Genomic DNA, 26,287 nt, shown 5'->3' with positions numbered 1-26,287 from the left:
TGCGCTTAATGCTGACACCCATGATATGGTGGGGCAAAGCGCGCAAATGCAAGCGTTGAAAAACGACGTGCAATTGGTGGCAAGCTCGGACTTTACCGTAACGATTGTTGGTGAAACTGGCACTGGTAAAGAATTAGTGGCTAGAAACATCCATAAGTTATCACATCGAGCAGATCAAGCGTTTGTACAAGTAAACTGCGCATCTTTACCTGAGAGTCTGGCTGAAAGTGAATTTTTTGGTCATCGTAAAGGCGCATTTACCGGTGCTGATAAAACCCGAGATGGTAAGTTTCTTCTGGCGGATGGCGGCACTATTTTTCTCGATGAAGTCGGTGAGTTGCCGTTAGCGATTCAAGGTAAGTTGTTGCGAGTGTTGCAAAGCGGTGAGATTCAGCCTGTTGGGGCAGATCAAATACAACATGTGAATGTCCGAGTAATAGCTGCAACCAATCGAGACCTTGAGCAAGAAGTCGCCAAAGGGCGCTTTCGAGCAGACTTGTATCACCGTCTTAGCGTTTATCCGATCACTGTGCCGCCACTAAGAGCAAGACGAGATGATATTCCTTTGCTTGCTGGATTTTTTATTGAGCAGGTGCGCAAGAAGTTAGCTATTGAGCAACTTACACTTGATCCGAAACTTGTTGAGGCATTAATGGTGTATGACTGGCCGGGCAATATTCGTGAGCTTGAACATGTGATTAGTCGCAGTGCGCTCAAAGCCAAACAAACACAATGGCGTAAACAGATAATTCGTATTGAGCCACAACATTGTGATCTCCAGCCCGCAGAGTTAGCGCCGGTAATAAAACCAAGTCAGCCAATTAAAAGCGTCGAAGGCGTGTCATTAAAACAAGCATCAGATGACTTTCAACGGCAATTGATTAAACAAGCACTGGAGGCGAATGAGTTAAACTGGTCTGCTGCTGCAAGAGCGCTGCAAGTGGATAGAGCGAATTTAGTTCGACTTGCTAAACGGCTCAATATTGGGATAAAAAAACATCTCTAAGCGTTGCAACGACTCACGTGTTGCCTGTCTTGTTTTGCTCGGCTAGCTAGGAGTCCGGAGCGCGTTTAGCTCTTTTTAGATTCTAAAAATGTGCATTAATTCAGTTCCTCTACTATCTTGCTATGATGAATTTATCATCATTTCTAACAAGCGAATAAGGATGGAACATGGAGGTACAAAAGCTAACCGTAGGCCCAATTATTGGTCATGCGTCACATCAGCAGGTAAGAGTTTTTGGTCGCGCAAAACTATCGATAGACGATGGTAAGCTGAGAAAAGCCCACGGTGTCATTCGGTATCGCCAAAAAGGAACTGCAGATTTCTCCACCCCGACTTTTTTTAAAATGAATCCAAACTTTGATCTCACCGGTGTTATTGTCTTATCCAAACTACAAGCCGATACCAGTTACGAATATCAAATGGGTTGGTTTTATTCTGAAGAAGACAGCAAAGAGATAGATACTCAAAAACGATTAGATTGGAAAAATTTAGACACCTTCAGGTTTAAAACTGCTTCAGCAGATGACACGCAAACTAGAACATTGATTTTTGGTTCTTGTCGTTACATTTTACGTTTATTTGGCGGTATGTGGTGGGATGATCGTGGTGACAAGACGTTTAAGTCGGTACTTGCGCTGATAGATAAAGGCGTGAAAGTTGATCAATTAATCATGTGTGGCGATCAAATTTATGCGGATGACCTGAATGCTTTTGGTGCCGACGACTCTTTAGATGAATATAACAGACGATACCAAAAGGCTTTCACAACCAAAAGTTTACGTCAGTTAATGGCAACAGTGCCGACCTATATGACACTTGATGATCACGAAATCGAGGATAACTGGCCTGCCTTAGCATCGCCAAAAGACTGGTTGAAAAAATTTCCAGCGGCAATTCACTCATACTCAACCTATCAAGCGAGCCACAGCCCCTTATTTGAGGTAAACGGTAATCGTATATCGGGAACCCCAACACACCTTTGGTATAGCTATAGCGATGGATGCAGTGACTTTTTTGTCACCGATTGTAGAACAGAGCGATCGCTGAGCGAAGGGAATCGAGAAATGATCGGCCCACGGCAAAAAAAAGCACTATTAGACTGGCTTGCAGATGGTAGCTCAAGAGTAAAGTTTGTTATCACGAGTGTGCCTTTTTACGAGTCAGAGTCTTCAGATAAATGGCATGGTTTTATTAAACAGCGGGATGAGATCGTCGAGCACATCAGCAAGCATAAGGTGCGAAAAGTGGTGTTTTTAACTGGCGATGTGCACGCTTGTATGGCTTCACAGCTTGAATTAGAAGATGATATTCGAATTACTTCGATAATATCTTCGGCATTTTTTTGGCCCTATCCTCATCCTAAACGCGCAAGTTTTAAGCTGAGTGGCAATTTGGAAACCTTGACTGGTAAACCGTTCAAGGTCACCAAGGCAAGTAGCGTGTATCCCACCGACGCGTTTACTAAAGTTCAAGTCTCACCAGAGCAAGTGAAAGTGGAATTTTACGCTCGAAAAGGGGATAAACTCGGTGCCAAAACATACAAGTTTTAATGAAGTTAATACATCCATAGCCCTCGATGAATAGCGAGGGCTTTATTATGTGTCGTGGTTCTTATCGCCATCACTCTCTTTTCGTTTTGGTTGTTCTTGTTTCGCTTTTTCAACGTTTTTAAACACTTGTGGTGGAATCGGAAATAGCGATATTAATGGCATAAAGGCTAAGAATATAAAGGCACCCTTAGGCATTCCTTTCCCCCACTTTACCATTGCAAACATCGCTTTTATCACAACGATCATGAAAATAACGGATAGTAAAAGTTGCATGCTGCTTGGCCAACTTGTCGAGCTTTTAAATAGTTCCATAAAGCGCTTTGATCTTGAAAATGATTAAGTGGGGGCGTATTGACTCGAGTGCAAGTATTTGTGAGTGGAGGATTATTTAGCGTGCGTTCCTTCCTACTGCATACTTGTTGTTTCGCGGCCTTTATTACTACAAATGTCGACGCAATATGCACTCTATTTACTAACTAACATCAACGGCGGATAAGCGAATTTGCCCAATAATACTATTTTGTCCACTCTTTTGGTTGCTTTCACTTGTAGTAGCCAGCTATCGCGCGTAAAAACGCCTTGATATTGAGCCAAATCACATCCTTGGATTGGAAGAATTTCTAGCTTTTAAATATTTACACTTTCAAAACGCTTATCCGTAGCTGAGGTTAACTATTTTTGTGTGGTAGAATCCCTCGTTGATTAATTTTGGGTATTAAACGGAAACAAAAATGGATTTCTCATTTATTGATTTAAGTTATCTTGTGCTGTTTTTGGTGGTGATTTTTGTTGCAAAATGGCTCTATAACGCGACTACGCCATACAACACCTTTACAGAAATAGGAAACAACAATAATGTGGCGCTAGCAACGTCCATCAGCGGTTTTTTAATTGCTGTGACGATGATTTATGTGGCTGTGTTACAAGGACCAAGTAAGGGATTTGTCACTGATCTTATTAATGTCAGTCTGTATGCATTGATTGGCTTAGGATTGCTGTTAGTCACGCGTGTTATTAACGATAAAGTGCTACTGCCTAAGTTTTGCAATAAAGCGCAATTGATCACTCATCAAAATTTACCCGTTGGCATTGTGCAGCATGCGAGCTATATCACCGCTGGCTTAGTGATTTCTGGAGCCTTGATGGGCGAGGGCAGCTTTATCTCTGCGGCGGTATTCTATGTTCTTGCGCAACTGGTATTACTGATCGCGAGTAAGCTATATGATGCTTTAACCGATTTTGATCTGCATAGTGAATTACAAAATAGTAATCTCGCTGCGGCAGTGAGTTTTGCCGCAACCAATATTGCCACTGGTATTATCTTGTTGCACGCGCTAAGAGGCGGGGCAGAAGAACTTACCCAAAGTATTAGCTTGTTTTTAATCGACGCTGTTATTGCCTTAGTGCTACTGCCGCTCGTTCGTTTATTGACTGATGTTGTATTACTGCCGAGCATTAAAATAGATAAAGCGATTGCCAATGGGAATACCGCAGTTTCCTTGATCGAGGGAAGTGTGGCGATAAGTGTTGCTGTGGCAATCTTCTTCTCGCTATAACGAAGGATGTGTTATGAGTGTACTTAAGACGTTCATTTTGTCTGTGGTGATCATAATTTTATGCTTTATTGGTCGTGACTTTTTACAAGAGCCTGTCGCTAAAGTGCCGTTTGCAACAGGTTCTGATTTTGCTAATCAAGATAAAGCCTATCAGTTCGATGTGCTCGAAGATGGTCAGATGATGCGTTTTGAAATCAAAGGCACTGTGTTGATGAATTCTTGGAAAGCCATGGACATGGAAGTGTATCATGCAGACGGAACATATTTGTTCAGCTATCGGGATGACCTTTGGGCTGAGTCAGGCCGTGACTCGGATGGTGCGTGGACAGAAACCAAAAAGCACGCGACGTTTGATATTCGTTTTGCCAAAAAAGGTACGTATCATCTCTATTTAACTGACTCAAGCAGTAGCCGTTTAACCACCAATACAAAGTATTATTTTCGGGTAGTCCCGATCAGGGGCGATGTACGGTTTATGAAGCCCATTGCTTATTCATTCGTATTTATCGCTATTATCTGTCTTGTGGTGCTTGGGCATCGATTGGAAGAAGGGAAACCACTCTCTGGCAGCAAAAACCCAATTACAGATAAAACTAAACCTTCTCGCTTACACCTTTATGCTTGGTGTTTTTCTTTGGGGTTAGTTGGTTTAGTGTTTACGGCTTCTTACGCAAATGATGACGATGAAATTAACTATGCTAGCTATGCCTTAACTCGCTCCAATATGGAAGTAGATCGCAGCATACGTCAACAGAGTTTATCTGGTGCTAATTTCCGAGCCGGTAGCGCGAGAGGCGGAAAGTAGGTGTTAAGAGAAAGCCATATCCTGTTGTTTAGCATTTTTGTCGCAGGATTATGTTCGATAATATACGAGCTGTTGATCGCCACTACAGGAGCGTATTTCCTCGGTGACAGTGTTACGCAATTTTCGATTACCATTGGTGTGTATATGGCATTTATGGGAATTGGGTCGTACTTGTCTAAATGGGTGAGTGATAAAACGTTACTGGCGCAGTTTATCGTCTATGAGTTAATGCTGGCGTTAATTGGTGGCAGCTCTGTACCTCTGTTGTATTTTTGCTATGCGCAGGGTATTCACTTTCAAGCCGTATCTATTTTATTAACTGCGCTCATTGGGATTTTTGTCGGGCTGGAAATCCCATTATTATCGCGATTAATGGAAAAGCACTACACCTTAAAGGCGAATTTGGCTAACGTCCTGTCTATTGACTATTTAGGCGCGTTGATAGCGACATTGGTGTTCCCGCTGGCCTTATTGCCTTGGTTGGGGGTGTTTAAAACCTCAATATTGTTTGGCTTGATAAACCTGTCCATCGCGTTGACGCTATTGTGGTACTTTTTTGCGACATTCAAAAAACAACAAGCACGCTTGCTGAAATGGCTGTTAATCCTTGTTATGTGCGCACTTGGCGGACTTATGATTTTTAGTAATCAACTCAGCCACCATTGGAATGAAACGGTTTTTGAAGACCGTATTGTGCATAGCGAACAATCGCACTATCAGCAGCTCATTATGACCAAAAACAAGGACGATATTAGGTTGTATTTAAATGGTGGTTTACAGTTTTCGTCTATTGATGAATATCGTTATCACGAGTCACTTATTCATCCTGCAATGCAAAGACTGGCAAAGGTCAATAACGTATTGATTTTAGGAGGAGGTGATGGTCTAGCCATTCGAGAGTTGCTTAAATACCCTCAAATAGATTCAATTACCCTTGTGGACTTAGACCCAGCCGTGGCTGAATTAGCACGCTCCAACCATTATCTAAAACAACTCAACCAAGATGCATTGGCAAGTCAAAAAGTCACAATTCGGCATCAAGACGCCTTTGTTTATTTGTCAGAATCCAAGGCATTTTATGACTTGATTGTGGTGGATTTACCCGACCCGAAAACCATCAGTTTAGCTCGGCTCTATAGCAAGCAATTTTACACCTTAGTGAAACACCGACTAAGCAACCAAGGTATTGTGGTCACTCAAGCTACCAGCCCGTATTTTGCGGGACAAGCATTTTGGTCAATCCATAATACCGTAGCCGCGGCTGGTTTTAACAAAGTTACACCATACCACGTCGATATTCCCTCATTTGGCAATTGGGGTTTTGTGATGGCATGCAAAAGTCACTGTGAGCCAAGCCACAATCGCTTACCTAAGACACGTTTTTACACTCAAAATGTAGAACCTCTATTGATGACGTTTCCCGCAGATATAAGTAATACTAACAGCAAGATAAGCAGCTTAGATAAGCCTCATGTGTTGTATTATTACCTTGATGGCTGGAAGTATTGGAATTAGCCATCTAGGCCGGTATAAGCGAAGTGTTATCCTATAAATCACACGGCTAATTTGTATTTTCCTCGCTGAACTCTCAAGTTAAAAGTGAATACAAGTAAGGTGCAGTTATAAACAAGCCCGGCAAAAAAGCTGGGCTTAAAGATATGGCTACCTGTTGATTTGATGGTTTATTGAGAAACTACAATGTGAATTGTTGCAGCACCATCGTAAAGACCACTTGAAATTGTCTTTTCAAGGTTAGGCTCACTCAATTTGTTTAATATATCAACATAGCTTTGTGAGTAGTTTAAATCATACAAGTGGAACCACATTGTTAATGAGCTCTCATCAATTTGGTCACCTGTAAATACGGTGTCAAATTCCAAATCTGGAATCGTTGCACTTGCCTCTGAGTGTATTTCCCAGTTCACGTTTCCATGGCGATTGTCGTAATAAGCTAACTCATGTATTACCAGATCGGCACTTGGCACGGCTGATGAGTAATTGAACGATAACTCGTCGCCATTTTGTGCACTGAATGAGCTTAAAAAGCTATTAATAAACTCATAGCCGATGTCATAACCCGGTAGATGTTTTAAAAGTTGATACTGACCATTTTCATCAACATTACGAAAAGCTAAAGCGTAACTTGTGATACTGCCATTATTGGTATCTATCGTTTCGTTGACTTGAGAGGTAATGGTGTTCTCAGAGGTTAAAGATGGGAATATGTGTAAATTGTCACCATCATAATTTCTTAATATGCGCTTAGTACCTTTCACTCCGTTAACAGACACGAAGCTTTGGTTTGCAACGTATGGCTGTTCGACCTTCACGCCTTCATGAGAGAAGTCGGAGTCACGCAGAGTAATCGTTTCATTCGACAAATCGAGCTTTGCCGCCCGATAATCATCCAATGCGCTGTTTGCAAGGTGTAAGTAAGCGAATTGCTCGCTACTACACATGTTGATGAAATCGTCTGCACTGTTCAACCACACTGAGCCTTCGTCGGCACCATGCAGATCGTAGTTTGTAAGCGCGCTTTTTAGCTCTGATGTATCAAGCCTTGCTTCATATGTGCATGAGCAAGTTTGGTCGCTAACGTTATTTTTGTGACTGATTTGGTTTAAAACTAGCCCTTCAGAGACATCAAGATAAGTGTTCACAAATGTACTTAACTTATTGTTTTTATTGGTTGATGTGGCAATTACCGAAATATGCTGCGTTCCTTTTGGTAACTCCGCGTCTATTTTGCCATTATCATCTGATTTGATAGCTCGGATCGTTTTACCGTCTTTGTCGTGAAACACGACATCCGCTGACCTTGACGTAACATTACCACAGCTATTTGTCACACTGACAACGGTAGAAAATTTTGGTGAGGTCGCACCTCCTCCGCTTGACGTAGCGCTGCTGCCGCCCCCGCCACAGGCGCTTAATACAGAGAGCAATGAGAGTGATACAAGTGAGCGCTTTATATTCATGTGTTTGGTTCCACAAATTGTTAATTGCGTAATAATACATTTAATTAGGTACAAGAAAAATATCTTTTGGTTGCTGGGGGGCGCGGCTGAGTAGTTTATCTAACCTTGGATTTGTAGAAATGTAGGTCGGCATAAGCGAAGCGCCATCCGACGTTGCACTCGTCGAATATGCGTTTCGCTGGTTATTGGATGGTGCCGCTTCGTAGATTATCTAACCTACTGTTTCACTTAAAATTACGCTAGATCGAGATTATAGTGTGTACTTAATATTCAAGGTAAAGTGTCGGCCCGGCTGGGTATATTGACTTAGATCTGCTTCGCTACTCTGGCCCGCCACGTTGTTATATAGGGTGTACTGTTTATTTAGCAGGTTGAAAACGCCTGCATTCAACTGCCAATTGCCCATATTGTATTGGCTGAAAATGTCAAAAGTCCCCCAACCTGACGTTTGAGCAGTGTTAGCGCTTGGTACCTTATCCATTTTTTCTGCCGCTCTAAAAGCAGTCGTTACTGATAATTCACCAATTTCATAGCGCGCTTTTAGGTAACCATTGAGTGGGCTAATAGACTCCAAATAGGTGTTGTTGACTTTATCTTTACCATGCAGATATGTGATACCTGCATCCAGTGAAAACTGGCTGTTTAGCCATAGAGTATAAGCCGCTTCCAGTCCTTTGATTTCAACATCAGACAGGTTTTGATATTGATAAAAAGCTTTGTTCACATTTGGAATACGCGTTGGCTCACTGCGTACCAGTTTTGAAGCGATAAAGCCGTCGAACTCAGTGTTGAATGTAGCCAACGTAAACTGGTGGTCATCAAAGTCACCTCGCAAACCAAGCTCTATGCCTTTGCTGTTTTCTGGCTCAAGATCAGCATTCGGCAGAATTTGATAGAAAGGTTCAACACCATGACTTTGATAGGCTTGGTCATGTGGTGGGATTTTAAAACCTTCTGAATATTGCACATAAGCACGCAGGTTATTGGTCATGCGATATACCAGACCAAGCTTTGGTGAGAAGGCGGTTTCATTGATATCTTTAAAATCGACATCATATAGTTCGCTGTCTTTGGCTTGCATATCGAATCTATCCCAACGTAATGCCAGCTGTAGGTCGAGCGTATCTTTGACCAACTCCATATTATTCTGAACAAATATGCCCAACATGTCTGTATCAGCACCAGGAAACGCTTTTTGCGGCTGGTCGACAAAAGCAGCTTGGCCGTTTGCATCAAAGCGAGATTTAGTGCGTGGACGGGTAGTGTCATAGCGTTCAAAATCAACACCATAAACTAGCTGATGGGCGAAGCTACCGGTCGTTACTTTTTTGTCTAGCAATAGTTTAGTGCCAAATATTTGCTGCTCAAAGCGATAATCATTGTGGTCGATGTATGGACCTGTACGACCGTTTCCTGCTCTTATTTGCTGGCTTTTTTGTGTAAAGTCGGTGAAGTAGATTTGTGCTTCAAAATTGTCGTAAATTGGGCTGCTCGCTGTTGTTTTATATGACACTGACAGCGATAAGTTGTCATTTTCATCAACCGTTTCGTGTTTACCTAAGTCGATTTGTTGCTCGGTTTGTTGGGAAAAGTAGTCAACTGTGGCTAGCAGCGTACTGGTATCACTGATTGCTTGCTGAGACTTAACGACTAGGGCGTTGCTGTAGTAATCCAACTCAGGCAAGGTTGCTTGATAGTTTTGAGTTTGTTTACCGTCTCTGCGAGTTAGCTGAATTGAGGTTGCATTGTCGTCAAAGCGTTTGGCAAAGATACCGGACACGGACGATTCGTCGCTTAGGCCGTTGAAGCCCGCTTGCAGGCTTACAAATTGGTTATTGTCAGCCAAATAATCTTGCGGGGTTTTGGTGGTGATCACCACGATCCCGCCAAGTGCATCCGAGCCATAAAGAGAAGATGCAGCGCCTTTGGCAACTTCTATTTGGCGAATGCCTTCGACATCCAAATAGCCACGCCCGATAAGCAACCCTTGGCCACCTTCGTAGGCATCGTTAACACGCCGACCGTCTTTTACGTAGACCACGCGATTTCCGCCCATGCCACGAATATTCAGCGCTTGTGCTTGACCCGGACTACCACTGGCTGAAATACCAGTTTGGTAACGAAACGCAGTATTTAGATCAACTGCCAGTTCTTGTTGTAACTGTTGTTCACTAACCACATTCACACTCCCTGCGACGTCATTCAATTTTTGTTCAACTCGTGAGCCTGTGACCACAATAACATCTGTGTTTTTCTCAAACTCATCAGCCTGAGCTGCAAAAGCCGCCAAAATACTTAGCGAAATCGCCGTATGTCTTAATACCATTTTTAATACCTCAAAAAAGGGAGTGTGTAATTTTTTGAGCACTATAAAAGTAGTTTTTATTAATTGCAAATAAAAATAGTTCTCGTTTATATCTAGATTTGGTGTCTAGTATTTTGTATTATGCAGCGCATAAACACAGGGTTATTGTGCTAGTAGCGCTCTATTCCGGCACAAGGACCATAACGGTTTCGATAAATTTAATGAGAAAAATGATGAAATTACGTTTATTTCTAGTTTTGTTGATCTTGATACAAAGCTTTGCAGCCCAAGCCCAGAGAGTCGTGGTCGCGGGTGGCAGTTTGACTGACTTAGTGTTCGCATTAGGAGCCGGTGATCTGGTGGTTGCTGTTGATACCTCGAGTACGTCACCACTTGAAGCCACCAAGCTACCTAAAGTTGGATATTACCGAGACTTAGCGGCTGAGGGGATATTGGCTCAATCTCCAACTTTAGTTATCGCACTGGAAAGAAGTGGCCGACCCGAAGTACTGACTCAGCTGCAAAGTGCAGGTGTGCGGGTGAGTCACTATCCCAAGCCAGCGAATGTTGAAGATTTATTTGCGTCTATCACACGGCTAGGTAACGAACTGAACAAGCAGCAAAATGCCAAAGCGTTAATCCGTAAGCTGCAGAATCAATTACCTAAAAATGTAGAATCAACCTCCGCTAGAGCTTTGTTTATTTTATCCGCGAGTGAGCGAGGGATCTTAGTTGCAGGGCCTGACACCGTGCCGGATATTTTGTTTAACTATACCGGTATTGAAAACCTAGCGACAGAATCAGGCTTTAAGCCGTACAATACAGAAGCCATCTTGGCTGCCAATCCTGATTTTATTGTTGCGCCAAGTCATACCGTAAACTCGCTAGGTGGCAAAGCCGCATTTTGTAAACAACCCTCATTGGCACTGGTGCCAGCGGCTCAGTCGTGCAAAGTGCTGGTATTAGATTCTTTGCTTGCTATTGGTATGACTTCTCGATTGCCTGAAGCGATCGCGATTTTGGCTGATTATCAGCAAGGTAAGCTATGAGTCATTTAGCACATCCGCTAATTGCTTCGCGGACACATCAATCTTGGTATTGGTTAAGCGCAGCGTTGCTGGCTTTTTTAGCTTGGTTATCCTTAAGTAGCGGTGCCATTGGTTGGGACTGGAAGCTGCCGATTGTATGGTTATTACCACAGAGCATGACCAGTGATATAGAGCAATTGCATATTACGGTCGTAACTCAGATCCGTTTACCAAGGCTATTGCTGGCAATTTTAGTTGGATCGGTACTGGCTAGTGCGGGGGCCGCAACGCAGGCTCTGTGTCGAAACCCATTAGCAGATCCTAGCTTAATGGGAGTGACTGGTGGTGCGGCAATGACAGCGGTTGCGGTTATTGCGCTATCGGCACATAGCCCATATATTCACGAAGCCATGGTTGCACCAGCGGCGTTTATCGGTGCTTTGGCCGTCACATCTTTGATCTATAAAATTGCTAATCACCAAGGGCAAATACAGATCACAACCTTATTGTTAGCTGGTGTTGCTATCAACGCGATGGCGATGGCAGTGATTGGTCTATTTAGTTTTTTCGCCGATGATACGGCACTACGCTTAATGACTTACTGGCAGATGGGATCTTTAGCCGGTGCAAACTGGCCAGCAATGCAATACGGCGCTCCGTTGGTTATGGTCAGCATTTATGCTTTGTTTATTAGAAGAAAGAAAATTAATGCGTTGATGCTCGGTGAACTAGAAGCTCGCCACCTTGGAGTGAACGTTAAGCGATTAAAGTCTGAAATTATCTTTATCGTTGCCCTAGGTGTCGGTGGAGCCGTCGCGATGGCGGGGATGATAGGATTTGTTGGCTTGCTGGTACCGCATATCGCACGGTTACTCGTGGGCCCAGATTTAAGGCGGATGTTGCCGCTGAGTTTGTTATTAGGCTGTATCATTATGCTGCTTGCTGACTGGATTTCACGACTAATCGTAGCGCCTTCAGAGTTACCTATTGGTATTGTTACAGCACTTTTTGGTAGCCCTTTCTTTGTCTATCAGCTATTGAAGCAAAAACGAGGTCAACATGCTTAGTTGCGAAAATCTGTCCATTTCTCGTGGTGAACGTCGTATCTTGCAAAACATCAACTTTCGCGTTGAGCAAGGTGAGTTTGTGGTGCTACTGGGTGAAAACGGAGCAGGGAAATCGACTTTACTGAGTGCTATTTGCGGTGATATTCCGTTCTCAGGAGAGATTAAACTCGATAATCAGTCAATCCAACACATTGATGAGCAGATCTTAGCCACCAAAAGAGCTGTATTGTTGCAAAATAATCGCATCAACTTTGCCTTTTCGGCCGCAGAGCTGATTGCCATGGGGCGCTACCCTTATCATCAACCTATCGCTACTCAAGCTTTGGTGGTTGATGAGTTAATCATCCAGCTGAATTTACAAAAGTTGGCGAGACGGGATGTCACAGCTCTGTCTGGTGGTGAGTTTCAACGTGTGCAATTTGCACGCTGCTTGGCTCAGCTTGATGCGCATAAGCCAAGTACTCAAGGTAAACTGATGTTGCTTGATGAGCCAACCTCGGCGCTTGATATGCATCACCAACATCTTACACTAAGCAAAGCGAAAGCTTTTGCTCAACAGGGCAATGCGGTGATAGCCGTATTGCATGATTTAAACTTAACCTCTTTGTATGCAGACCGTGTATTATTGTTAAACCAAGGGCAGCTAAGCCACAGTGGTTCTGCCAAAGAGGTATTACAACCATCGGTGCTACAACCGATTTATAAAACAACCATGCAAATAACAACGCATCCAACCTATCAGATACCTATGATATTTTCAGAACCACAACGAGGAGTTACCCATGCGTGAACAAGCTGCTTTTGAAGCACGAACTTTAGTAAGACAATCTAATGTTTGCGTGATCTCAACCATATCCAAAAACTTAGCTGGTTACCCATTTGGTTCGGTATCTCCTTTTATGAGCGACAATCAAGGTCGGTTAGTTTTTTACATCGCGGGGATCGCCCAGCATTCTCGCAATTTATCCGAAGACAGTAAAATGTGTGCAACTGTTTTTAATGCCGCAGAGCAGGGCGATCAAAATGCCCATGCGCGTGTAACCGTAGTAGGGGATGCGAGTCCGGTTCCCGCCGAGGAACATGAAGCACTGTTGGCTCGTTATGAGCGTCAATACCCAGAGGCTGTCAGCTATCGCCAAGCCCATGACTTTCAGCTGTGGCGCATGGAAGTAAAACGAGTGCGCTATATCGGTGGTTTTGGTCACATCTTTTGGATCGAAAAAGATGAATGGCAACAAGCTGAACCAGAGTGGGATCTCGATGCTGAAGCGCATATGGTCAAGCATATGAATGACGATCATAGTGATGCTAATAGGTTGATTTTAAAGCTAATACATAACATCTCAGCTGAACAAGTGGAAATGACAACTATCGTTAGCGATGGCTGTTACCTGCGTGCCAATGAAAAGAACTACTATATCCAGTTTGAAAACGTGTGTTTGGATAGCATGAGTGTACGTAAAGAGTTAGTCAGGCTAACTAAAGCAGCGAGAGAACAACTAGCTGAATATACTGAATAAATGACTTTTTAGAACGGCTATCACTCACATAGCTAAACTGAAAATTACGCATAAACCAGGCTTCATATAAAAGCCTGGTTTATTTAAGGGGAACCGATTTTTAGAATATCAGTTTGCTTTATACCAACAGGTACTATTTCTCAATAATCACTGGGAAGTCAGTGTTGCTAGGTTGGTAATCATGAGTCGTCGGACAATGCTTATTAACCACAGATTTCAGCATATTCGAAAAAGGACCATTTCTTTCTAATCGGTCCGAACCACAGCCACCAGATCTAAATAACACCACATCTTTATACTCTGCGGTGTTTGCATCAAAGTAACTTGCTGTGATAGCAGTTCCTGGAGCATCACAAATATAGTTCCCTGTTACTGCAAGCTCTTCTTCTGCAGCTAAAGCGATCAGTTTGTTGATATCAGCATGGTTATTGATTTGTTGGTTGATAGTCTCAGAAGTAGACAGTTTTCTACCTTCATACACACCATATTGGGTATCAACTTTCACATAGTTACTAAATACTTCACAAGTTTCGGTTTTTACATAATCAGGCATCACAAAGCCGGAACCGCTTGTTTTAGTAATAAGAGGCTGAGCTGCAGCCGCTGTTGCGAATAAAGACAAAGATACAAGTAGCGCAGATTTAATCGTCATAATAATACTCACTAAGTTTATGTGTGGTTTCTCTAAATGAGAGTTGTATCTTATTGTGTTAAAATTAAAGGTACAACAATAATATTATTATATTTCAATGACATAACTTTTATTTTGTGTAAAATTACACGAGTTTTATTCGTTTTATGGAAATATTCTAGGTTCTTTATTTTTTCAATTGATGGAAAATAATAATAATCTATTTATTTTTTTGGATTGAAGAATATAGATAGTTTTAATGGACATAAAACTGCCATTTTTCAGAGTGAAATAATCTTAAAAGTTTACTTATGTAGTTTTTATATCTAACTTATGACTGATAAATAGTTAATCTAACTATTTGTAAATCGATTTTTAACTGGCTGGCTTGAAGTGGCTAGGTTAATGATAAATATGGAAATATTTTTCATTAATTCAATTCTTAGCAAAATCTAGTCTCACATGAGCTAGAGTAATTTTACAAATTTTTTGATTCGTGCCACTGTGCTTTAGCTTTTCAGCAGCTGAGGCTTATTAGCAAAGATGTGGTGTGTATGCTTGAAATAAGGCAGATCTTAGGTGGACCTGCCAATGATATGAGCTTAACCTTCAATTGGTTGAGTAAGCTTTTCCATTTCGGCGATAAGCTGCTTAGCAATGTCTTCCCTTTTTGCTTTACGAATATCACCCAATAAAGGCAGAGTGTGTTGGTCATCAAGTACTACGATATCTGTTGAAACCTTTTCACCCATGTTTTCAACGGTATCTTTTAGCTGCTTGCTAATAGCAGGTGTCATGATCAGATGCTGTAATGCCTGCTGAGCTTGTTGGGGGATCTGAAAATATTCAAAGTAGGCCTCAATATGTTGGTGCGCGGCTTGAACTAAAAAATTACTGAAGTTTGATTTGTCAGGATCGATCTTCGAGCTATCTAATTGCCCTGCAAACGGCGGGTTACTTGGCGCGATTTGAGTATAACTGGTGCGGCTAGCTAACTCTTTGGCAAAATCAATCAAGCCATTGATGATAGTGCTATGGATCTCAGAGCCATAAATGGTTTTGATTTGCTCAAGAGACTGCTCATTCCAAGCATGTGGGACGATATCTAGACTGTTAGCAAACCTGACACTCACTGACTGGTTTTGAGACAAGTCCCCATTTGGCAGTACTGAATTTGAATACGCGGCAAATTCCGAATTGCCAGCCGTAGGACCGGCTGTTCCCATCGTTTTTACAACTGCATTTTTGTTCGGGTCCCAAAGCAAAGGTTTACCTTGTAAGTCACATAACATCAGTGCCATGGTTGGCGCTAAAGCACCGCCTTTACTGTGACCGGACACTGTAATTTCGCAAGGACTCTTGGCGATATCGCGTAGAAAACGCAGTAATGCGATGCCGCTGCCAGGAACGCTCCCTTTCGGGATCATCATATTCAACAATGCTAGACCCAGTGCCGTCGCGCCGGAAATTTTGGCATCACTAACCTCTGGATTAAATATCCAAGGCGTGGTGACTGCCACATTGAAATCTTGAAATACCCAATCAAACAGCGACTGACTATTTGTGCCTGACACGGCCACTATGTATTGTTGTGTACCACAAATTTGCGCCACATACATGGTATTAAATGATTTACCATTGGGCATTTGTTGAGTGTGAGGGCCCCAAACAATATCCACATCAATGTAGGGAATTTTTGCTAATGAATCGGAGATAATTCGATACAGATCTTCGTCACTGGCGTGCGGATTTTCAGAGCCAGCATTGGCAAGGATCTGGATGGCAAAAACTAAACGCTCTGTAGCTGTAGGGTTGGTATTCATGGTATTTCCTTATCTTAATTGTGATGTGAAAGATTTAGACATTGGCAATAGCCACCAAGAGGCTAGTCGAGAGGCCCTAGGCTGTCAAAGTGGTCAGCCATCAAGAATAGAAGGGTTGATATTGAGTACTGTTGACTAAAGCAGGTTGCGCTTTAATATCAAGTAGCAAAGTTTATTAATACACTCCATTTTACAGTGCAACAACGAGTTTTTTGGGTTCAAATAATTTAATACATTTATAGTCATGACCTTTAATGGCACAAAGAGTTCGATGCACTACTTAGTATCATTTGTTAGCGTGGTGAAACTTATTGCTTGCAAAATAACCAACCTAACGTTAAGTTAACTTTTGGTTTGCAAAGTGTAAATGGGTGTTGTGATGAAAATAAAATTGAATAAGAAAAAATTTAAAAACCTAAGCAGAGATAGTAAGGCTGTACCATCAAACCTCACACCTCAGGTAGCTGGTGGCTTTGTGCATATACATGAAACCGATAACTGTCCACGGGATGATGGTGGTTCCGGGTGGAGCTGTTTACTAGGTTGTTAATATCTTGAATCCACAAAGAGGTCGCTATATTTTATAAGCTTCCTCTTTTTATCTAAGTAGCAATAAAATCGCACGTTTTTCCTTCGTTTTAGCCGCAATATTTAGCAATCCGCTCGAATGCTTTGATATAGTACTTTTATATATTTTAGATATTATGAAATCCATAGGGATTTGTAGTATATTAATCAACGTTTAAAATGCTTACTTCTCACGATATGAATGATTTGGAAACGCCTTTTCCAAAGTCATCAGTATACGAAATACAAAAGGAAAATTGATGCCTCATTTTATAATGGATTGCTCAGAGAGTGTCCTAGACTCTTACAGTGAAGAGTTTCTTATTGAGCAAATTCACGAAGTTGCCAATGCCTCGGGCTTATTTGATGAAAACGATATTAAAGTTCGGCTAAACCCATTTAAAAAATTCTCAGTAGGTAATAAACGAGAGGACTTTATTCACGTTTTTGCGCACATAATGCAAGGGCGAACGGTAGAACAAAAAGCAAATCTATCAAAACAAATGGTGTCGATGCTTATGGCTTTATTTCCAGAAGTGCCCAATATAGCGATGAATATAAGTGACTTTGAAAAAGCCACTTATTGCAATCGGGTGATGATGCAGCAGGGCGAGGCTGAATAAGCGTAATTATGTCAAAGTTGCTTGGCAATTATACCGTCAGTTTCCCTTGGGAGTTACAATTAGTCACTTGATGATGCTTCAATTTAGGCAAGGAGATCTATCATTGTACTTAAGTCCTCAATGCCAGCCGATTTTAATGCTTTGCTAATTTGTTTACTCAAAGCTAGATGCTGAGTTTGATAATTGAGTAATAATCTATTTTTTGTTTCTAGCACGGCGTCTTTTATATCTTTAGGAATGTCTTGCGACTTGATTTTTGCAATTTCTTCTTTTAACTCTCGGATTTTCTCTTTAAGGCGCTCTAGATACTCTTTCATTTTGACTATTTCTGCGGGTAGCTCTGGTGTGTTGTTATCCGTTTTTTCGTTTCGCCCCGTCAGGGTATCTTGATCACTTTTAGAAATCGTGACTCTGGTATTTCTGGTGTGTTTAAACGCTTCATCATTTTTTGCTAGAGATGTTTTTGGTTGTGGGGACTGCGTTAGCTTATTCTCTTGGTTAGGGCCAGAAAACACCGACCGCACTTTAGTAATGCTGATTGGTAAAGGACGAATATTGATAGCCATTAAACACCTCCTGGTATTCAATTGTTACTATCGACCAAAAGCACAGAAGCTTTAATGCATCAGAGTGGTGTCTAGCTAACCTCTTATCCGTTGCTGAGGCTAACTAAACTTCATGGAATGAGGAAATGATAGTTGGGGAGGCGAAAAACCGGTACTGGTGACTTTTTACCATCAAAATATCAGTGCTAATTCTATTTAACTCTTTGTTGCTACATATTTTATTCACAATTTGTCAGTTAACTAAGCTCAAACGATGAGCAAGTTCAGCATTATAAAAATGCCCAATGTGGCTTCCGGTGAGTAGCCATTGACAACTAGATGAATGGATAAGAGTATGAAAAGAATTACACTAGCGACTGCGTTGTTATTGACTCTGTGCCCTGTAGGACAACCTGAAGCTTTTACATCAAGCGACTTAGGTGCAAAGTTAGCTGAGAATGTTGTTAACGCTATTCTTGGGGAAGCTGGTAATAAGATAATGGGTGAAATTTTTGGCACTGGGCCAAAACCACTCACAAAAGAAGAAGTGGCAGATATCATCAATAGTGCTTTTGAAAAAGCCACCTCACAAGACATTACCGAAAAACGAATCGCTCTAGCAAATAAAATTAGGCTGTACAAGTCAGGTAATTATGACCAAGCCTGGGAGATTATGAACGATGCGGGTGATTTGCAAGCATTAGTTGAGTCGCATATTAGTAAGGGGAATTCGACGGTTGCTATCCCAGCTTACGTTGCTGCCTGGAATGCACGTTTGGCATTTGCTGCAGAAGCTTATCGGATCACTAAAGACCCGCATGATAAACATCAAGTCGCAATTGAAGCAATTCATGGATTGAGTTATCTCAATACGTATTTACGTGAAGATTTTCGCGATACAATCCGTGGTAGTAACCCTTGTATATTGAAATCCCCTGCGACTAAATTACGATTAAATGGCGCCGTTGGTTATAACTTGTCAGAGAAAAACATCGATATCTCTACTCAATACTGCTTTGGCAATGGCAGAGTCGTAAAATCTCAACCCGGTGTCGCAATGGCAAAAGCTTATCACCATGCCAGTGATAGCGACGTGGTAAATTTAGGAGGGGCTTGGTACATGCGTACAACGGATATGGGCAAAGCACTTCATGAAAATTTGTGGCTATTTGCAGGTCGTAAGTCTAGTACGGGTAACGCGTATTTCTTAGAGCAAAGCAGCTCTGAGGAATATGCTTATATTCGCAGAAATCAGTACATTATCAATCATTACCCCAAAGAACTCGGTGATTTGCACAGCAATATCTTAGGTTGGGTCGATATTGTAAAAGCAACTCGAGATACTTCAACGTCGCAATTTGATTCAGCATTAAAATACGCAGTTAAACTAGGTGTTGGCTGGAATACCCTTAAGCAACGTTATCCACAAAGCGATATTAAGAATATATCGGCATCCGCTTTGGGCAATTTTGAAGGACACGGCGAGGCTCGTCCAATTTTAGATTAATAACAAATGAATTGGATAGCGATGTGAACGCAGCGGCTTAGGTACGCTGCGTTTGTATAGAAGTATCAGCAGTAAAATGGTTACGATAGAGCAAAGAGTATGAATATAAAGTCGGGTGCAATAATTAAGATTTGCCTAATAATAACAATAACGGCTTTGGTTAGCGCCTGCGCTTCCAGCAACTCAAATTATGACGGCAATACCCGTTATTCAGTTGGGCAGTTGGAAGTGGCATCAAAAAATGCAGAGCAACAAATAATTGTATTTCAAAGAGAAGCTGCAAAAGAAAAGTATTGTATGTCACCAGCACCGGATGCCGTAGCAACTCGCAGTGAAGGCTTTTCTGTTGCAATCCCAAAAACCGGATTAGGTGAAGCGGACAACATCGGAGCGGATATACTCGGCGGTCGTAACCCTACTACTTTGATTTCACGTGCGTTGTTATATCGAACCTGCGAGCTTTCGTTAAATCTGCAGTTATCCAAAGAAGAAGCGTTAGCACTTTATCGCGATACACTTGGGGCTATCACAAAAATCGCCGCATCGGGTCTTGGTACTGGTTCTTTGGCATCGCAAGCAAACACGGCTATAAATCAAGTGCCTAATACTGCGGTTGACAACGAACACGCCACAAAAACGTCAGATCCTGAAGAAAGTACCTCAACTTCAAGTGATTCGTCAGCGTTCTAATTAAAGGTAAGTTGCTAGGTAGGGCTAAATAGCTCAGATGTTAATTTGTTTCACTCATCGTGCTAAGTTAGCGCACGCCCGAGCTAAGTAAATCTCAGCTGGACTAAATCTCAGCTGGACAGCCACTCTTTCAAAATTGAATGTTAGAGGATCTTTTTCATCTTTTGAAAGCGGGTCTTGGGTATTTTCTGCGCTTTTCAGTATTTTTTCGCTGTTCGTTTGAGCTTTCTTTTTTGCGATTGCGACTCTGCCTGCCGCCATCTTGTCTCAAAGGCAGTGAAAAACGCGGGCCGCAGCCCGCATTGGTTAAAATTCAGCAGAGATGCTTAGGCTCAACTGCCTTGGTTTACTTAATGTATGAACGTTTCTGATTGCGCCGCGAACCACATATTCTTCGTCGAGTAGGTTTTTCGCTGCTAGTTGTATTTGGTAGTTATCCCACTCATAGCCAATACGAGCGTTAACCACAGTGCGACTTTCATTGGTGGGCACATAGTCTTCACCCCATAGCTCTTTCACTTCAGGGATGTTGGTATATATGTTGATGCTTGAAGCACTACTCTGATAATTGGCATCTAGAGATAGAAATAAACCAGATTCACCTCGGTATATCGCGGCTGCATTCGCCGTCCACTCGGGTGACTCGGCAAAGGGTTCGCCAGTTTTATCAATGGTTTCTTGACCTGGCACTTCAACAATAAAATCGGTAAATTCGGTGTGTGCTTTCCCTATTCCAAACATCAGTGATAATTCATCGGTAGGGTAATAGAATAGCTCAGTTTCAAACCCAACTACTTTAGAGCGACCTGCATTGGTGGTTTCAGAATCATACTCACTACCAGATAATTGCACGTTGATTTGTTGATCTTTCCAGTCGATATAGAACACGTTGGCGTTGGCGACTAAAGTACCATCGAGCCAAGTAGAGCGGAACGAAAACTCATAGTTGTCGGTGTATTCAGCATCGTAAGTGTATAAGTTGTTGCGGAATATGTTAGACCCAACACCACCAGAACGATAACCTTTTTGATAGCTGATACTGGTAGTGATATCGTCATTCACGCGATAGCTCACTCCGAGTTTTGGTAACACTTCGCTAAACGACTTTGAGGTGGTTGGTTCGTCTTTTGAAGCTTGTGCAGCAATAGAAAACAGGCGCGAATTTAAACCATTAATAAGCTGTGCCAGCATTGGGTTAGCAGCGTAGTCTTCGGCATTAGGTAACTTTTCTCGGTTACCAATGTTGTACTCTTGCTCGTTACTATTGGTTTGTTTCTCTTTGTCAAAGCGGATCCCTGCGAAAATATCAAATTGCTCAGAGAGCGAATAAGTGACGTCTGCAAACAGCGCTTTATTGCTGATATTTCTGTATAAGTTTGAATAGGTATCAAGCAGCACGGGGTTTGCTGGAGCGTAAAGGTTGAGCACTTGTTGGGCTAGCTCTCGTGGCAGTCCAAGTCCACCAAACTCCGGTGGTGAGACTAGTAAAGTGCGTACGCCTAAGCTTTCTAACGTGATATTGCGGTTTCCTTTAGCAACATCTCGAATCTCCAAGTCTGAGTAATATAATCCAAATACCCCCTTTAAGTTGCTGTAATCAAACGTCAGTCTTAGCTCTTGTGACAAGGTTTCATCTTTTCGTTTGTCTTTTAAAACAGCTTGTGGCTCGGGGCTTTTATCACCATCCCATTCGTAGCCATAGTTTGCTTCCGAGTAGGTCGAAATCGCATTAAATGACCAAATATCGTTGATATAGTATTTTAGGTTCAGTGTCGTAATGTCGGTTTCAGTAAATTCCCAAGTCGGATTATCAAAATTGACGGTACGGGTAAATTTGTCTTGATCTGGGTATGCATCCGTCCATAGAACCCCCATTTCGGTTTCGCTTTTGCTATGGCTTAAAATCGCCGATAAGTCATCATTTGGCTCGAACAACAGTTTAAAACGATAAAGCTGACTGTTTGAGAAATCGGGGTTTTCGGCGGTTCGGCTTTTATTACTATGAAAACCATCAAAGTTTCTATCTTCTGCGGTAAATCTAAACGCTAGCATATCGTCAACCAATGCACCGCCAAGCGCCAAAGCATATTCTTTTTGGCCACCTTCACCAATAATTGTGCGGCCTTTTAGTGTACGCTGGTACTCTGGATCCCGCGTGTTTACTACGATAGCACCAGCCAAGGAATTGCGGCCTTGAAGGGTAGACTGCGGGCCTCGTAGTATTTCAACTTGGCTGATATCCCATGTTGAAAAGCCACCTTGCTGAATTTCTCGCTCGGGTAAAGGAGAGCCGTCAACATACACACTGGTTAAAAAGCTATTTCCACCACCTGAAACATTGAATGCATCAATGCCACGAATGGTATAGCCACCGTTACCGATTTCACCCGTCACATTGGTTGTCATGGCAGCGACGTCATATAAATCATGCACTTTGTAGTCTTCGATGTCGTCGGTAGTTAATACTGCTACGCTTGCAGGTGTTTCTTGCAACGTTCGATCAAACTTCTGACCAGTAACAACGATTTTTTCAATTTTACTATTATCATCAAGGGCATAAAGGGAATTGGTATTAATTAGCGCTGTGACGATGGCAAGTCTGACCGCATTCGTAGTTAAACAAGTTTTAGTTGAAGGCATAGTATTTCCTGTAAAATGCATATGAGAGTGATTCGTAGTTTTTATTAGTCTTGTTGCATGAGCCGCAACAAGACTAATGGGTTATGCGCGTTCTGATGGCATAGATGAATGTGTACTGAGCAAACTTAGTTTATGCGCGTAGATACGCCTTATCGCGACCAAACAGAGTGCGCTCATGACACCTAGTAGGGTGATGACGATGACAATATCGACACGGGTCTGTGTGGCCAAGCTGGTGAAGTGGGTTGCCAGATAAACACCGCTCATAACGGCACTGAGTAAATAGCCGACAATACTCACGTACAAGGTCGCGATGGTATAACTTAGGGTATGCGCACTCAGTAAAGCACCAAGCAAAGTCGCGATAAAGCCTGTATACATTGCCATTTGTATTATCAGCATTTTGCTTTCTACGGTGATAGGAAGCAGGGTATTAACGGTAAAACCTACTGCCAGAGATAGCATCACACCTGTAAATGTGCCACAGGTTAATCGTCTTACAAAGGTCAGTTTCTTTGTACTATATTGTTTTTGTTTTTCACGTTTTGCCAGCCACATTAAGTTTCCAGTAACAATAATATAGGCACTGGCAAGCCCCAGAATAAAAAAGGCAATGCGCATGCCGTAGCCGGCAAAATCACCAAAATGCAAACTTGCAATGGTGGCAAGACCCGAACGCACGGCGTTATTGTAACTATTGGTGGTGAGATAGATCTGACGCTGGTCTTTGAGCATATATTGCACTTCGCTCAAATTAGAAAACGCATCATTGCTTTTGGCTTTAAAGGTTAGTACGGCATTGTCATCCCCGATGTTGTCAATCACAATTGATGTGATACTGACGTCTCCCATCGTTTCCAAAGCGCGAGCCCTAAGAGTGTCTATGCCTACCATCTTTCTGGGTTGTTGTGCTTCAGATATTTGTGGTTCATTAAACCCAGCAGCTTGTAGCAGTGCAGTTTGGTCGCCACCGTAAAGCACTAATGCATATGAAATCTGAAAAATGATTACTAGGTTAAACACCAAGCCGGTAAAGGCATACATAATATGAAACGGCAGTCCCATTGTGCCAATCAAGTTATGTGCATCTCGCCACTTATCTTTATTTTTGTCTTGTCGATATTGAAAAAAGTTACTAGCAAGTTTGCGCCAATGGATCACTAAGCCACTCAATAAGGCGACGAAAAAGAACAAGGTCACCAAGCCTACAAAATAAGCGCCGGCTTTACCTAAACCTAGGTTGTAGTGCAGTTGGTAGATAAAAGTGGCAAATTCAAACTGCTCTGCATCAGCAATAACCTCGCCTGTGGTAGGTGATATCAGTAGGTGCCTGTCTTGGTGATCTTCACCCGTTACTGGGTGTGGCGATGGCAACTCGGTTGCAAAATATACTTCTATAAAAGGGCTGTGCTGAGACGGTTCACGTAAGAAAAAGCCGTGGTGAACATCAATATCATAGTGCTTTTGTAAGTTATTAACCGCCAGATCGTACGCGGGAGAGGAAATGTTTTGATCACTTTGTAGCGTAAGGGACGCACGTTCCCAAGACGACATATTGTCGCGAAACAGGCTTAGTGATCCGGTAATAAAGATAACAAACAACACGCTAGATATAATAATACCGACCCATGCGTGGGCCTGTGTTAATGATTTTAATGTTTTATTTTGCATGATGTTATCTCATTAACAGCAGTATCGTGTTTAGACATAAAGAGGGAATCAGCACATATAGCAGTGACATTGCTGCGGATTTTGCATCTGGGTGCGCGTAACTCCACACTACAAGGCCAGCCCAAGCTGGAAAAGCGACTATCAGCCCCAGCAATAACAACGCAGGCTCTGACATCGGGAGTATAAGGTTTAAGTTCACAATCAAAGAGATAGAGATGAGCAAACCCAACAACAGTCCCAGTATGGTTTTAGGCCACATAAGACACTCCAAAAAACACACAGCTCAAAAATATCAGCACCACAGAAAACCCGATCAAACACTTGTAGGAATAGGCACTGAATAATGTGACGCTGACCAAGCAGCACATCAATACGACAAAGCCTGCTAAAGCTGAGGAGATAAGCGCGAATTCAAGTGAGAACAACCAAACTCCTAGCAACAAGCACACACTAGCGACAAGATAGGCTGGTAACTTACCCAAAGACGAATTAAGTAAGCGTTGCTTGGGGCTGGCGAGATACAGCAAACAAGCGCAAAACCAAATTGGTAATACTGCAATAAAGCTCATGGTAATGATAATTGTTTGTATTTTGTTTTATTGTATTTGCAATGGGGACTTTATGCAACCATTTGAAATAATGTTAGTGATCAATAGGGTCGGGGGGGAAGTATAAAAATGACACAGTCTACTCTGAGGAGTATCTTTGCTCTTGAAGTTGTCTATTAACCAAGGCTAACTGACTTTCTTGGTTTTGAGGTAGCAGTTTAACGTAACAAAAATGCTTAGTGATTAAACGGTGGTTTTTGCGGCAAGGTTAATGTAAAAATAGGTTAGCTACTCACTATAGATGCTTTTGCTCTTTAACAATATGAAGGCTAGAGTTTATATACCAACATCAAAGCACCTTTGTTCCCATATATTTTGGTAGATTTTGATAAGTGTTTTTTCTTTTTAAAAAAACAACTATATAATTTTAGAGTGTTCCCCGTACCCACGGGGCTAAACCGAGGTAAAGCTGGCAACGTGTTCGGGTGATCAGGTGTTCCCCGTACCCACGGGGCTAAACCAATTAAACTTTTTGCATGATCATTTGTATTTGCGTGTTCCCCGTACCCACGGGGCTAAACCGTTGGAGTAATATATAACGACACTGGAACATACGTGTTCCCCGTACCCACGGGGCTAAACCGGTCTAGCATTCTTCTGTATGCTAAATCCTCCAGTGTTCCCCGTACCCACGGGGCTAAACCGTAACTCAATGTGACTATGAAACAACTGACTTGGTGTTCCCCGTACCCACGGGGCTAAACCGGCTGTCTTGGCTGCACTTAAAGAAAAAGAAGAGTGTTCCCCGTACCCACGGGGCTAAACCGCTTTTCTTCTTCAATTGTATCAACCATCACCAGTGTTCCCCGTACCCACGGGGCTAAACCGTAAACGACCTTGAGCGGCGAGTGAACAACCTTGTGTTCCCCGTACCCACGGGGCTAAACCGATATATCTATGGTTGCATTTTTGTATACAAATGTGTTCCCCGTACCCACGGGGCTAAACCGGGCAAAATTATACACCGAGAGTCCAAAACTTTGTGTTCCCCGTACCCACGGGGCTAAACCGGTAGCTCGCTCCGTGATATTTTGTAGCATCATGTGTTCCCCGTACCCACGGGGCTAAACCGGAAATGATTGCTTGAGCCTTGACTCGACTTGCGTGTTCCCCGTACCCACGGGGCTAAACCGTATGAATCTTTCCATCCAGCGTTGTTAGAATCGT

Annotated in this window: 20 protein-coding genes, 1 pseudogene and 1 CRISPR repeat array (1 of these 22 only partly in view); of the genes and pseudogenes, 12 read left to right on the top strand and 9 right to left on the bottom strand. The window is 42.3% G+C overall.

All coding sequences use genetic code 11. From position 1 onward, the window contains the following. Position 1: 1 nt before the first annotated feature. Together norR and ACSLBF_RS18625 are read left to right on the top strand one after the other, a co-directional pair. Positions 2-1,006, top strand: a pseudogene (gene norR / locus ACSLBF_RS18630) (nitric oxide reductase transcriptional regulator NorR); the annotation flags it as partial. A 167-nt stretch (positions 1,007-1,173) separates the two neighbouring features. Continuing rightward, on the top strand, positions 1,174-2,556 hold the full coding sequence (locus ACSLBF_RS18625; protein ID WP_440056898.1) for an alkaline phosphatase D family protein: 1,383 nt from the start codon (positions 1,174-1,176) through the stop codon (positions 2,554-2,556). Between the two features lie 45 nt (positions 2,557-2,601). Here ACSLBF_RS18625 and ACSLBF_RS18620 read toward each other — a convergent pair whose 3' ends face one another. Further along, positions 2,602-2,868, bottom strand: coding sequence for a hypothetical protein (locus ACSLBF_RS18620; RefSeq protein WP_440056897.1), 267 nt, complete (start codon positions 2,866-2,868; stop codon positions 2,602-2,604). A 419-nt stretch (positions 2,869-3,287) separates the two neighbouring features. Here ACSLBF_RS18620 and ACSLBF_RS18615 point away from each other — a divergent pair, with 419 nt between their 5' ends. From ACSLBF_RS18615 to ACSLBF_RS18605, 3 genes are read left to right on the top strand one after another with little or no spacing between them, the layout of a single operon-like run. Beyond that, positions 3,288-4,112: a DUF350 domain-containing protein gene (locus ACSLBF_RS18615; RefSeq protein WP_440056896.1), complete on the top strand. Its 825-nt coding sequence runs from the start codon at positions 3,288-3,290 to the stop codon at positions 4,110-4,112. A 13-nt stretch (positions 4,113-4,125) separates the two neighbouring features. Continuing rightward, positions 4,126-4,917, top strand: a complete 792-nt coding sequence (locus tag ACSLBF_RS18610) for a hypothetical protein (protein WP_440056895.1) — start codon at positions 4,126-4,128, stop codon at positions 4,915-4,917. Continuing rightward, positions 4,918-6,432, top strand: coding sequence for a polyamine aminopropyltransferase (locus ACSLBF_RS18605; RefSeq protein WP_440056894.1), 1,515 nt, complete (start codon positions 4,918-4,920; stop codon positions 6,430-6,432). 167 nt (positions 6,433-6,599) lie between these two features. Here ACSLBF_RS18605 and ACSLBF_RS18600 read toward each other — a convergent pair whose 3' ends face one another. Next, the gene (locus tag ACSLBF_RS18600; protein WP_440056893.1) at positions 6,600-7,895 is read right to left on the bottom strand and encodes a hypothetical protein; all 1,296 of its coding nucleotides are present in this window, start codon (positions 7,893-7,895) and stop codon (positions 6,600-6,602) included. 250 nt (positions 7,896-8,145) lie between these two features. Beyond that, the gene (locus ACSLBF_RS18595; RefSeq protein ID WP_440056892.1) at positions 8,146-10,221 is read right to left on the bottom strand and encodes a TonB-dependent hemoglobin/transferrin/lactoferrin family receptor; all 2,076 of its coding nucleotides are present in this window, start codon (positions 10,219-10,221) and stop codon (positions 8,146-8,148) included. A 209-nt stretch (positions 10,222-10,430) separates the two neighbouring features. Between ACSLBF_RS18595 and ACSLBF_RS18590 the strand changes: the two genes are divergently transcribed. The 4 genes from ACSLBF_RS18590 to ACSLBF_RS18575 are packed head-to-tail and all read left to right on the top strand — an operon-like array spanning position 10,431 to position 13,815. Next, positions 10,431-11,249 carry a heme/hemin ABC transporter substrate-binding protein gene (locus tag ACSLBF_RS18590; RefSeq protein WP_440056891.1) on the top strand — a complete coding sequence of 273 codons (819 nt, stop codon included), beginning with the start codon at positions 10,431-10,433 and terminating at the stop codon, positions 11,247-11,249. Next, a complete protein-coding gene (locus ACSLBF_RS18585; protein WP_440056890.1) occupies positions 11,246-12,295 on the top strand; it encodes a FecCD family ABC transporter permease in 1,050 nt (349 codons plus the stop codon). The genes ACSLBF_RS18590 and ACSLBF_RS18585 overlap by 4 nt, the downstream gene beginning before the upstream one ends. After that, positions 12,288-13,085, top strand: a complete 798-nt coding sequence (locus tag ACSLBF_RS18580; RefSeq protein WP_440056889.1) for a heme ABC transporter ATP-binding protein — start codon at positions 12,288-12,290, stop codon at positions 13,083-13,085. The genes ACSLBF_RS18585 and ACSLBF_RS18580 overlap by 8 nt, the downstream gene beginning before the upstream one ends. Next, positions 13,078-13,815 (top strand): HugZ family protein, encoded by a 738-nt coding sequence (locus ACSLBF_RS18575; RefSeq protein ID WP_440056888.1) that lies wholly within the window; start codon positions 13,078-13,080, stop codon positions 13,813-13,815. Before ACSLBF_RS18580 ends, ACSLBF_RS18575 begins: the two co-directional genes overlap by 8 nt. Positions 13,816-13,948: 133 nt before the next feature. Here the strand turns inward: ACSLBF_RS18575 and ACSLBF_RS18570 are convergent, their stop codons facing one another. After that, on the bottom strand, positions 13,949-14,467 hold the full coding sequence (locus ACSLBF_RS18570; protein WP_440056887.1) for a hypothetical protein: 519 nt from the start codon (positions 14,465-14,467) through the stop codon (positions 13,949-13,951). A gap of 581 nt (positions 14,468-15,048) precedes the next feature. Beyond that, positions 15,049-16,269: a lipase family protein gene (locus ACSLBF_RS18565; protein ID WP_440056886.1), complete on the bottom strand. Its 1,221-nt coding sequence runs from the start codon at positions 16,267-16,269 to the stop codon at positions 15,049-15,051. An 827-nt stretch (positions 16,270-17,096) separates the two neighbouring features. Here ACSLBF_RS18565 and ACSLBF_RS18560 point away from each other — a divergent pair. Beyond that, complete coding sequence (locus tag ACSLBF_RS18560) at positions 17,097-17,459, top strand: 5-carboxymethyl-2-hydroxymuconate Delta-isomerase (protein WP_440056885.1); 363 nt, start codon at positions 17,097-17,099, stop codon at positions 17,457-17,459. An 83-nt stretch (positions 17,460-17,542) separates the two neighbouring features. Here the strand turns inward: ACSLBF_RS18560 and ACSLBF_RS18555 are convergent, their stop codons facing one another. Next, positions 17,543-18,025 carry a hypothetical protein gene (locus ACSLBF_RS18555; protein WP_440056884.1) on the bottom strand — a complete coding sequence of 161 codons (483 nt, stop codon included), beginning with the start codon at positions 18,023-18,025 and terminating at the stop codon, positions 17,543-17,545. 334 nt (positions 18,026-18,359) lie between these two features. Here ACSLBF_RS18555 and ACSLBF_RS18550 point away from each other — a divergent pair, with 334 nt between their 5' ends. Then, entirely contained in the window at positions 18,360-19,511 is a 1,152-nt protein-coding gene (locus tag ACSLBF_RS18550; RefSeq protein WP_440056883.1) for a hypothetical protein, read from the top strand. A gap of 99 nt (positions 19,512-19,610) precedes the next feature. Beyond that, positions 19,611-20,201 (top strand): hypothetical protein, encoded by a 591-nt coding sequence (locus tag ACSLBF_RS18545; RefSeq protein ID WP_440056882.1) that lies wholly within the window; start codon positions 19,611-19,613, stop codon positions 20,199-20,201. Positions 20,202-20,507: 306 nt separating this feature from the next. Here the strand turns inward: ACSLBF_RS18545 and ACSLBF_RS18540 are convergent, their stop codons facing one another. The 3 genes from ACSLBF_RS18540 to ACSLBF_RS18530 form a co-directional block, all read right to left on the bottom strand. Next, the gene (locus tag ACSLBF_RS18540) at positions 20,508-22,841 is read right to left on the bottom strand and encodes a TonB-dependent receptor (RefSeq protein ID WP_440056881.1); all 2,334 of its coding nucleotides are present in this window, start codon (positions 22,839-22,841) and stop codon (positions 20,508-20,510) included. Between the two features lie 81 nt (positions 22,842-22,922). Further along, complete coding sequence (locus ACSLBF_RS18535; protein WP_440056880.1) at positions 22,923-24,512, bottom strand: PepSY-associated TM helix domain-containing protein; 1,590 nt, start codon at positions 24,510-24,512, stop codon at positions 22,923-22,925. A gap of 4 nt (positions 24,513-24,516) precedes the next feature. Next, complete coding sequence (locus ACSLBF_RS18530; RefSeq protein ID WP_440056879.1) at positions 24,517-24,771, bottom strand: hypothetical protein; 255 nt, start codon at positions 24,769-24,771, stop codon at positions 24,517-24,519. Positions 24,772-25,492: 721 nt separating this feature from the next. Next, a CRISPR array of direct repeats spans positions 25,493-26,287; the repeat unit is 29 nt; unit sequence GTGTTCCCCGTACCCACGGGGCTAAACCG (it continues 210 nt past the right edge of the window).

Source organism: Pseudoalteromonas sp. T1lg65 (assembly GCF_051930985.1).
Lineage (GTDB): Bacteria > Pseudomonadota > Gammaproteobacteria > Enterobacterales > Alteromonadaceae > Pseudoalteromonas.
The sequence above is the reverse complement of the archived record's forward strand: the minus strand, read 5'-3'. Positions and strand labels throughout refer to the sequence as shown.

Excerpts from the sequence above, each read along its gene's own strand:
- ACSLBF_RS18540 (WP_440056881.1), bottom strand. The coding sequence starts at position 22,841 with ATGCCTTCAACTAAAACTTGTTTAACTACGAATGCGGTCAGACTTGCC.
- ACSLBF_RS18600 (WP_440056893.1), bottom strand. The coding sequence starts at position 7,895 with ATGAATATAAAGCGCTCACTTGTATCACTCTCATTGCTCTCTGTATTA.
- ACSLBF_RS18625 (WP_440056898.1), top strand. The coding sequence starts at position 1,174 with ATGGAGGTACAAAAGCTAACCGTAGGCCCAATTATTGGTCATGCGTCA.
- ACSLBF_RS18590 (WP_440056891.1), top strand. The coding sequence starts at position 10,431 with ATGATGAAATTACGTTTATTTCTAGTTTTGTTGATCTTGATACAAAGC.
- ACSLBF_RS18555 (WP_440056884.1), bottom strand. The coding sequence starts at position 18,025 with ATGGCTATCAATATTCGTCCTTTACCAATCAGCATTACTAAAGTGCGG.
- ACSLBF_RS18610 (WP_440056895.1), top strand. The coding sequence starts at position 4,126 with ATGAGTGTACTTAAGACGTTCATTTTGTCTGTGGTGATCATAATTTTA.
- ACSLBF_RS18530 (WP_440056879.1), bottom strand. The coding sequence starts at position 24,771 with ATGTGGCCTAAAACCATACTGGGACTGTTGTTGGGTTTGCTCATCTCT.
- ACSLBF_RS18550 (WP_440056883.1), top strand. The coding sequence starts at position 18,360 with ATGAAAAGAATTACACTAGCGACTGCGTTGTTATTGACTCTGTGCCCT.
- ACSLBF_RS18595 (WP_440056892.1), bottom strand. The coding sequence starts at position 10,221 with ATGGTATTAAGACATACGGCGATTTCGCTAAGTATTTTGGCGGCTTTT.
- ACSLBF_RS18535 (WP_440056880.1), bottom strand. The coding sequence starts at position 24,512 with ATGCAAAATAAAACATTAAAATCATTAACACAGGCCCACGCATGGGTC.
- ACSLBF_RS18570 (WP_440056887.1), bottom strand. The coding sequence starts at position 14,467 with ATGACGATTAAATCTGCGCTACTTGTATCTTTGTCTTTATTCGCAACA.
- ACSLBF_RS18620 (WP_440056897.1), bottom strand. The coding sequence starts at position 2,868 with ATGGAACTATTTAAAAGCTCGACAAGTTGGCCAAGCAGCATGCAACTT.
- ACSLBF_RS18545 (WP_440056882.1), top strand. The coding sequence starts at position 19,611 with ATGAATATAAAGTCGGGTGCAATAATTAAGATTTGCCTAATAATAACA.
- ACSLBF_RS18580 (WP_440056889.1), top strand. The coding sequence starts at position 12,288 with ATGCTTAGTTGCGAAAATCTGTCCATTTCTCGTGGTGAACGTCGTATC.
- ACSLBF_RS18565 (WP_440056886.1), bottom strand. The coding sequence starts at position 16,269 with ATGAATACCAACCCTACAGCTACAGAGCGTTTAGTTTTTGCCATCCAG.
- ACSLBF_RS18575 (WP_440056888.1), top strand. The coding sequence starts at position 13,078 with ATGCGTGAACAAGCTGCTTTTGAAGCACGAACTTTAGTAAGACAATCT.
- ACSLBF_RS18615 (WP_440056896.1), top strand. The coding sequence starts at position 3,288 with ATGGATTTCTCATTTATTGATTTAAGTTATCTTGTGCTGTTTTTGGTG.
- ACSLBF_RS18560 (WP_440056885.1), top strand. The coding sequence starts at position 17,097 with ATGCCTCATTTTATAATGGATTGCTCAGAGAGTGTCCTAGACTCTTAC.
- ACSLBF_RS18585 (WP_440056890.1), top strand. The coding sequence starts at position 11,246 with ATGAGTCATTTAGCACATCCGCTAATTGCTTCGCGGACACATCAATCT.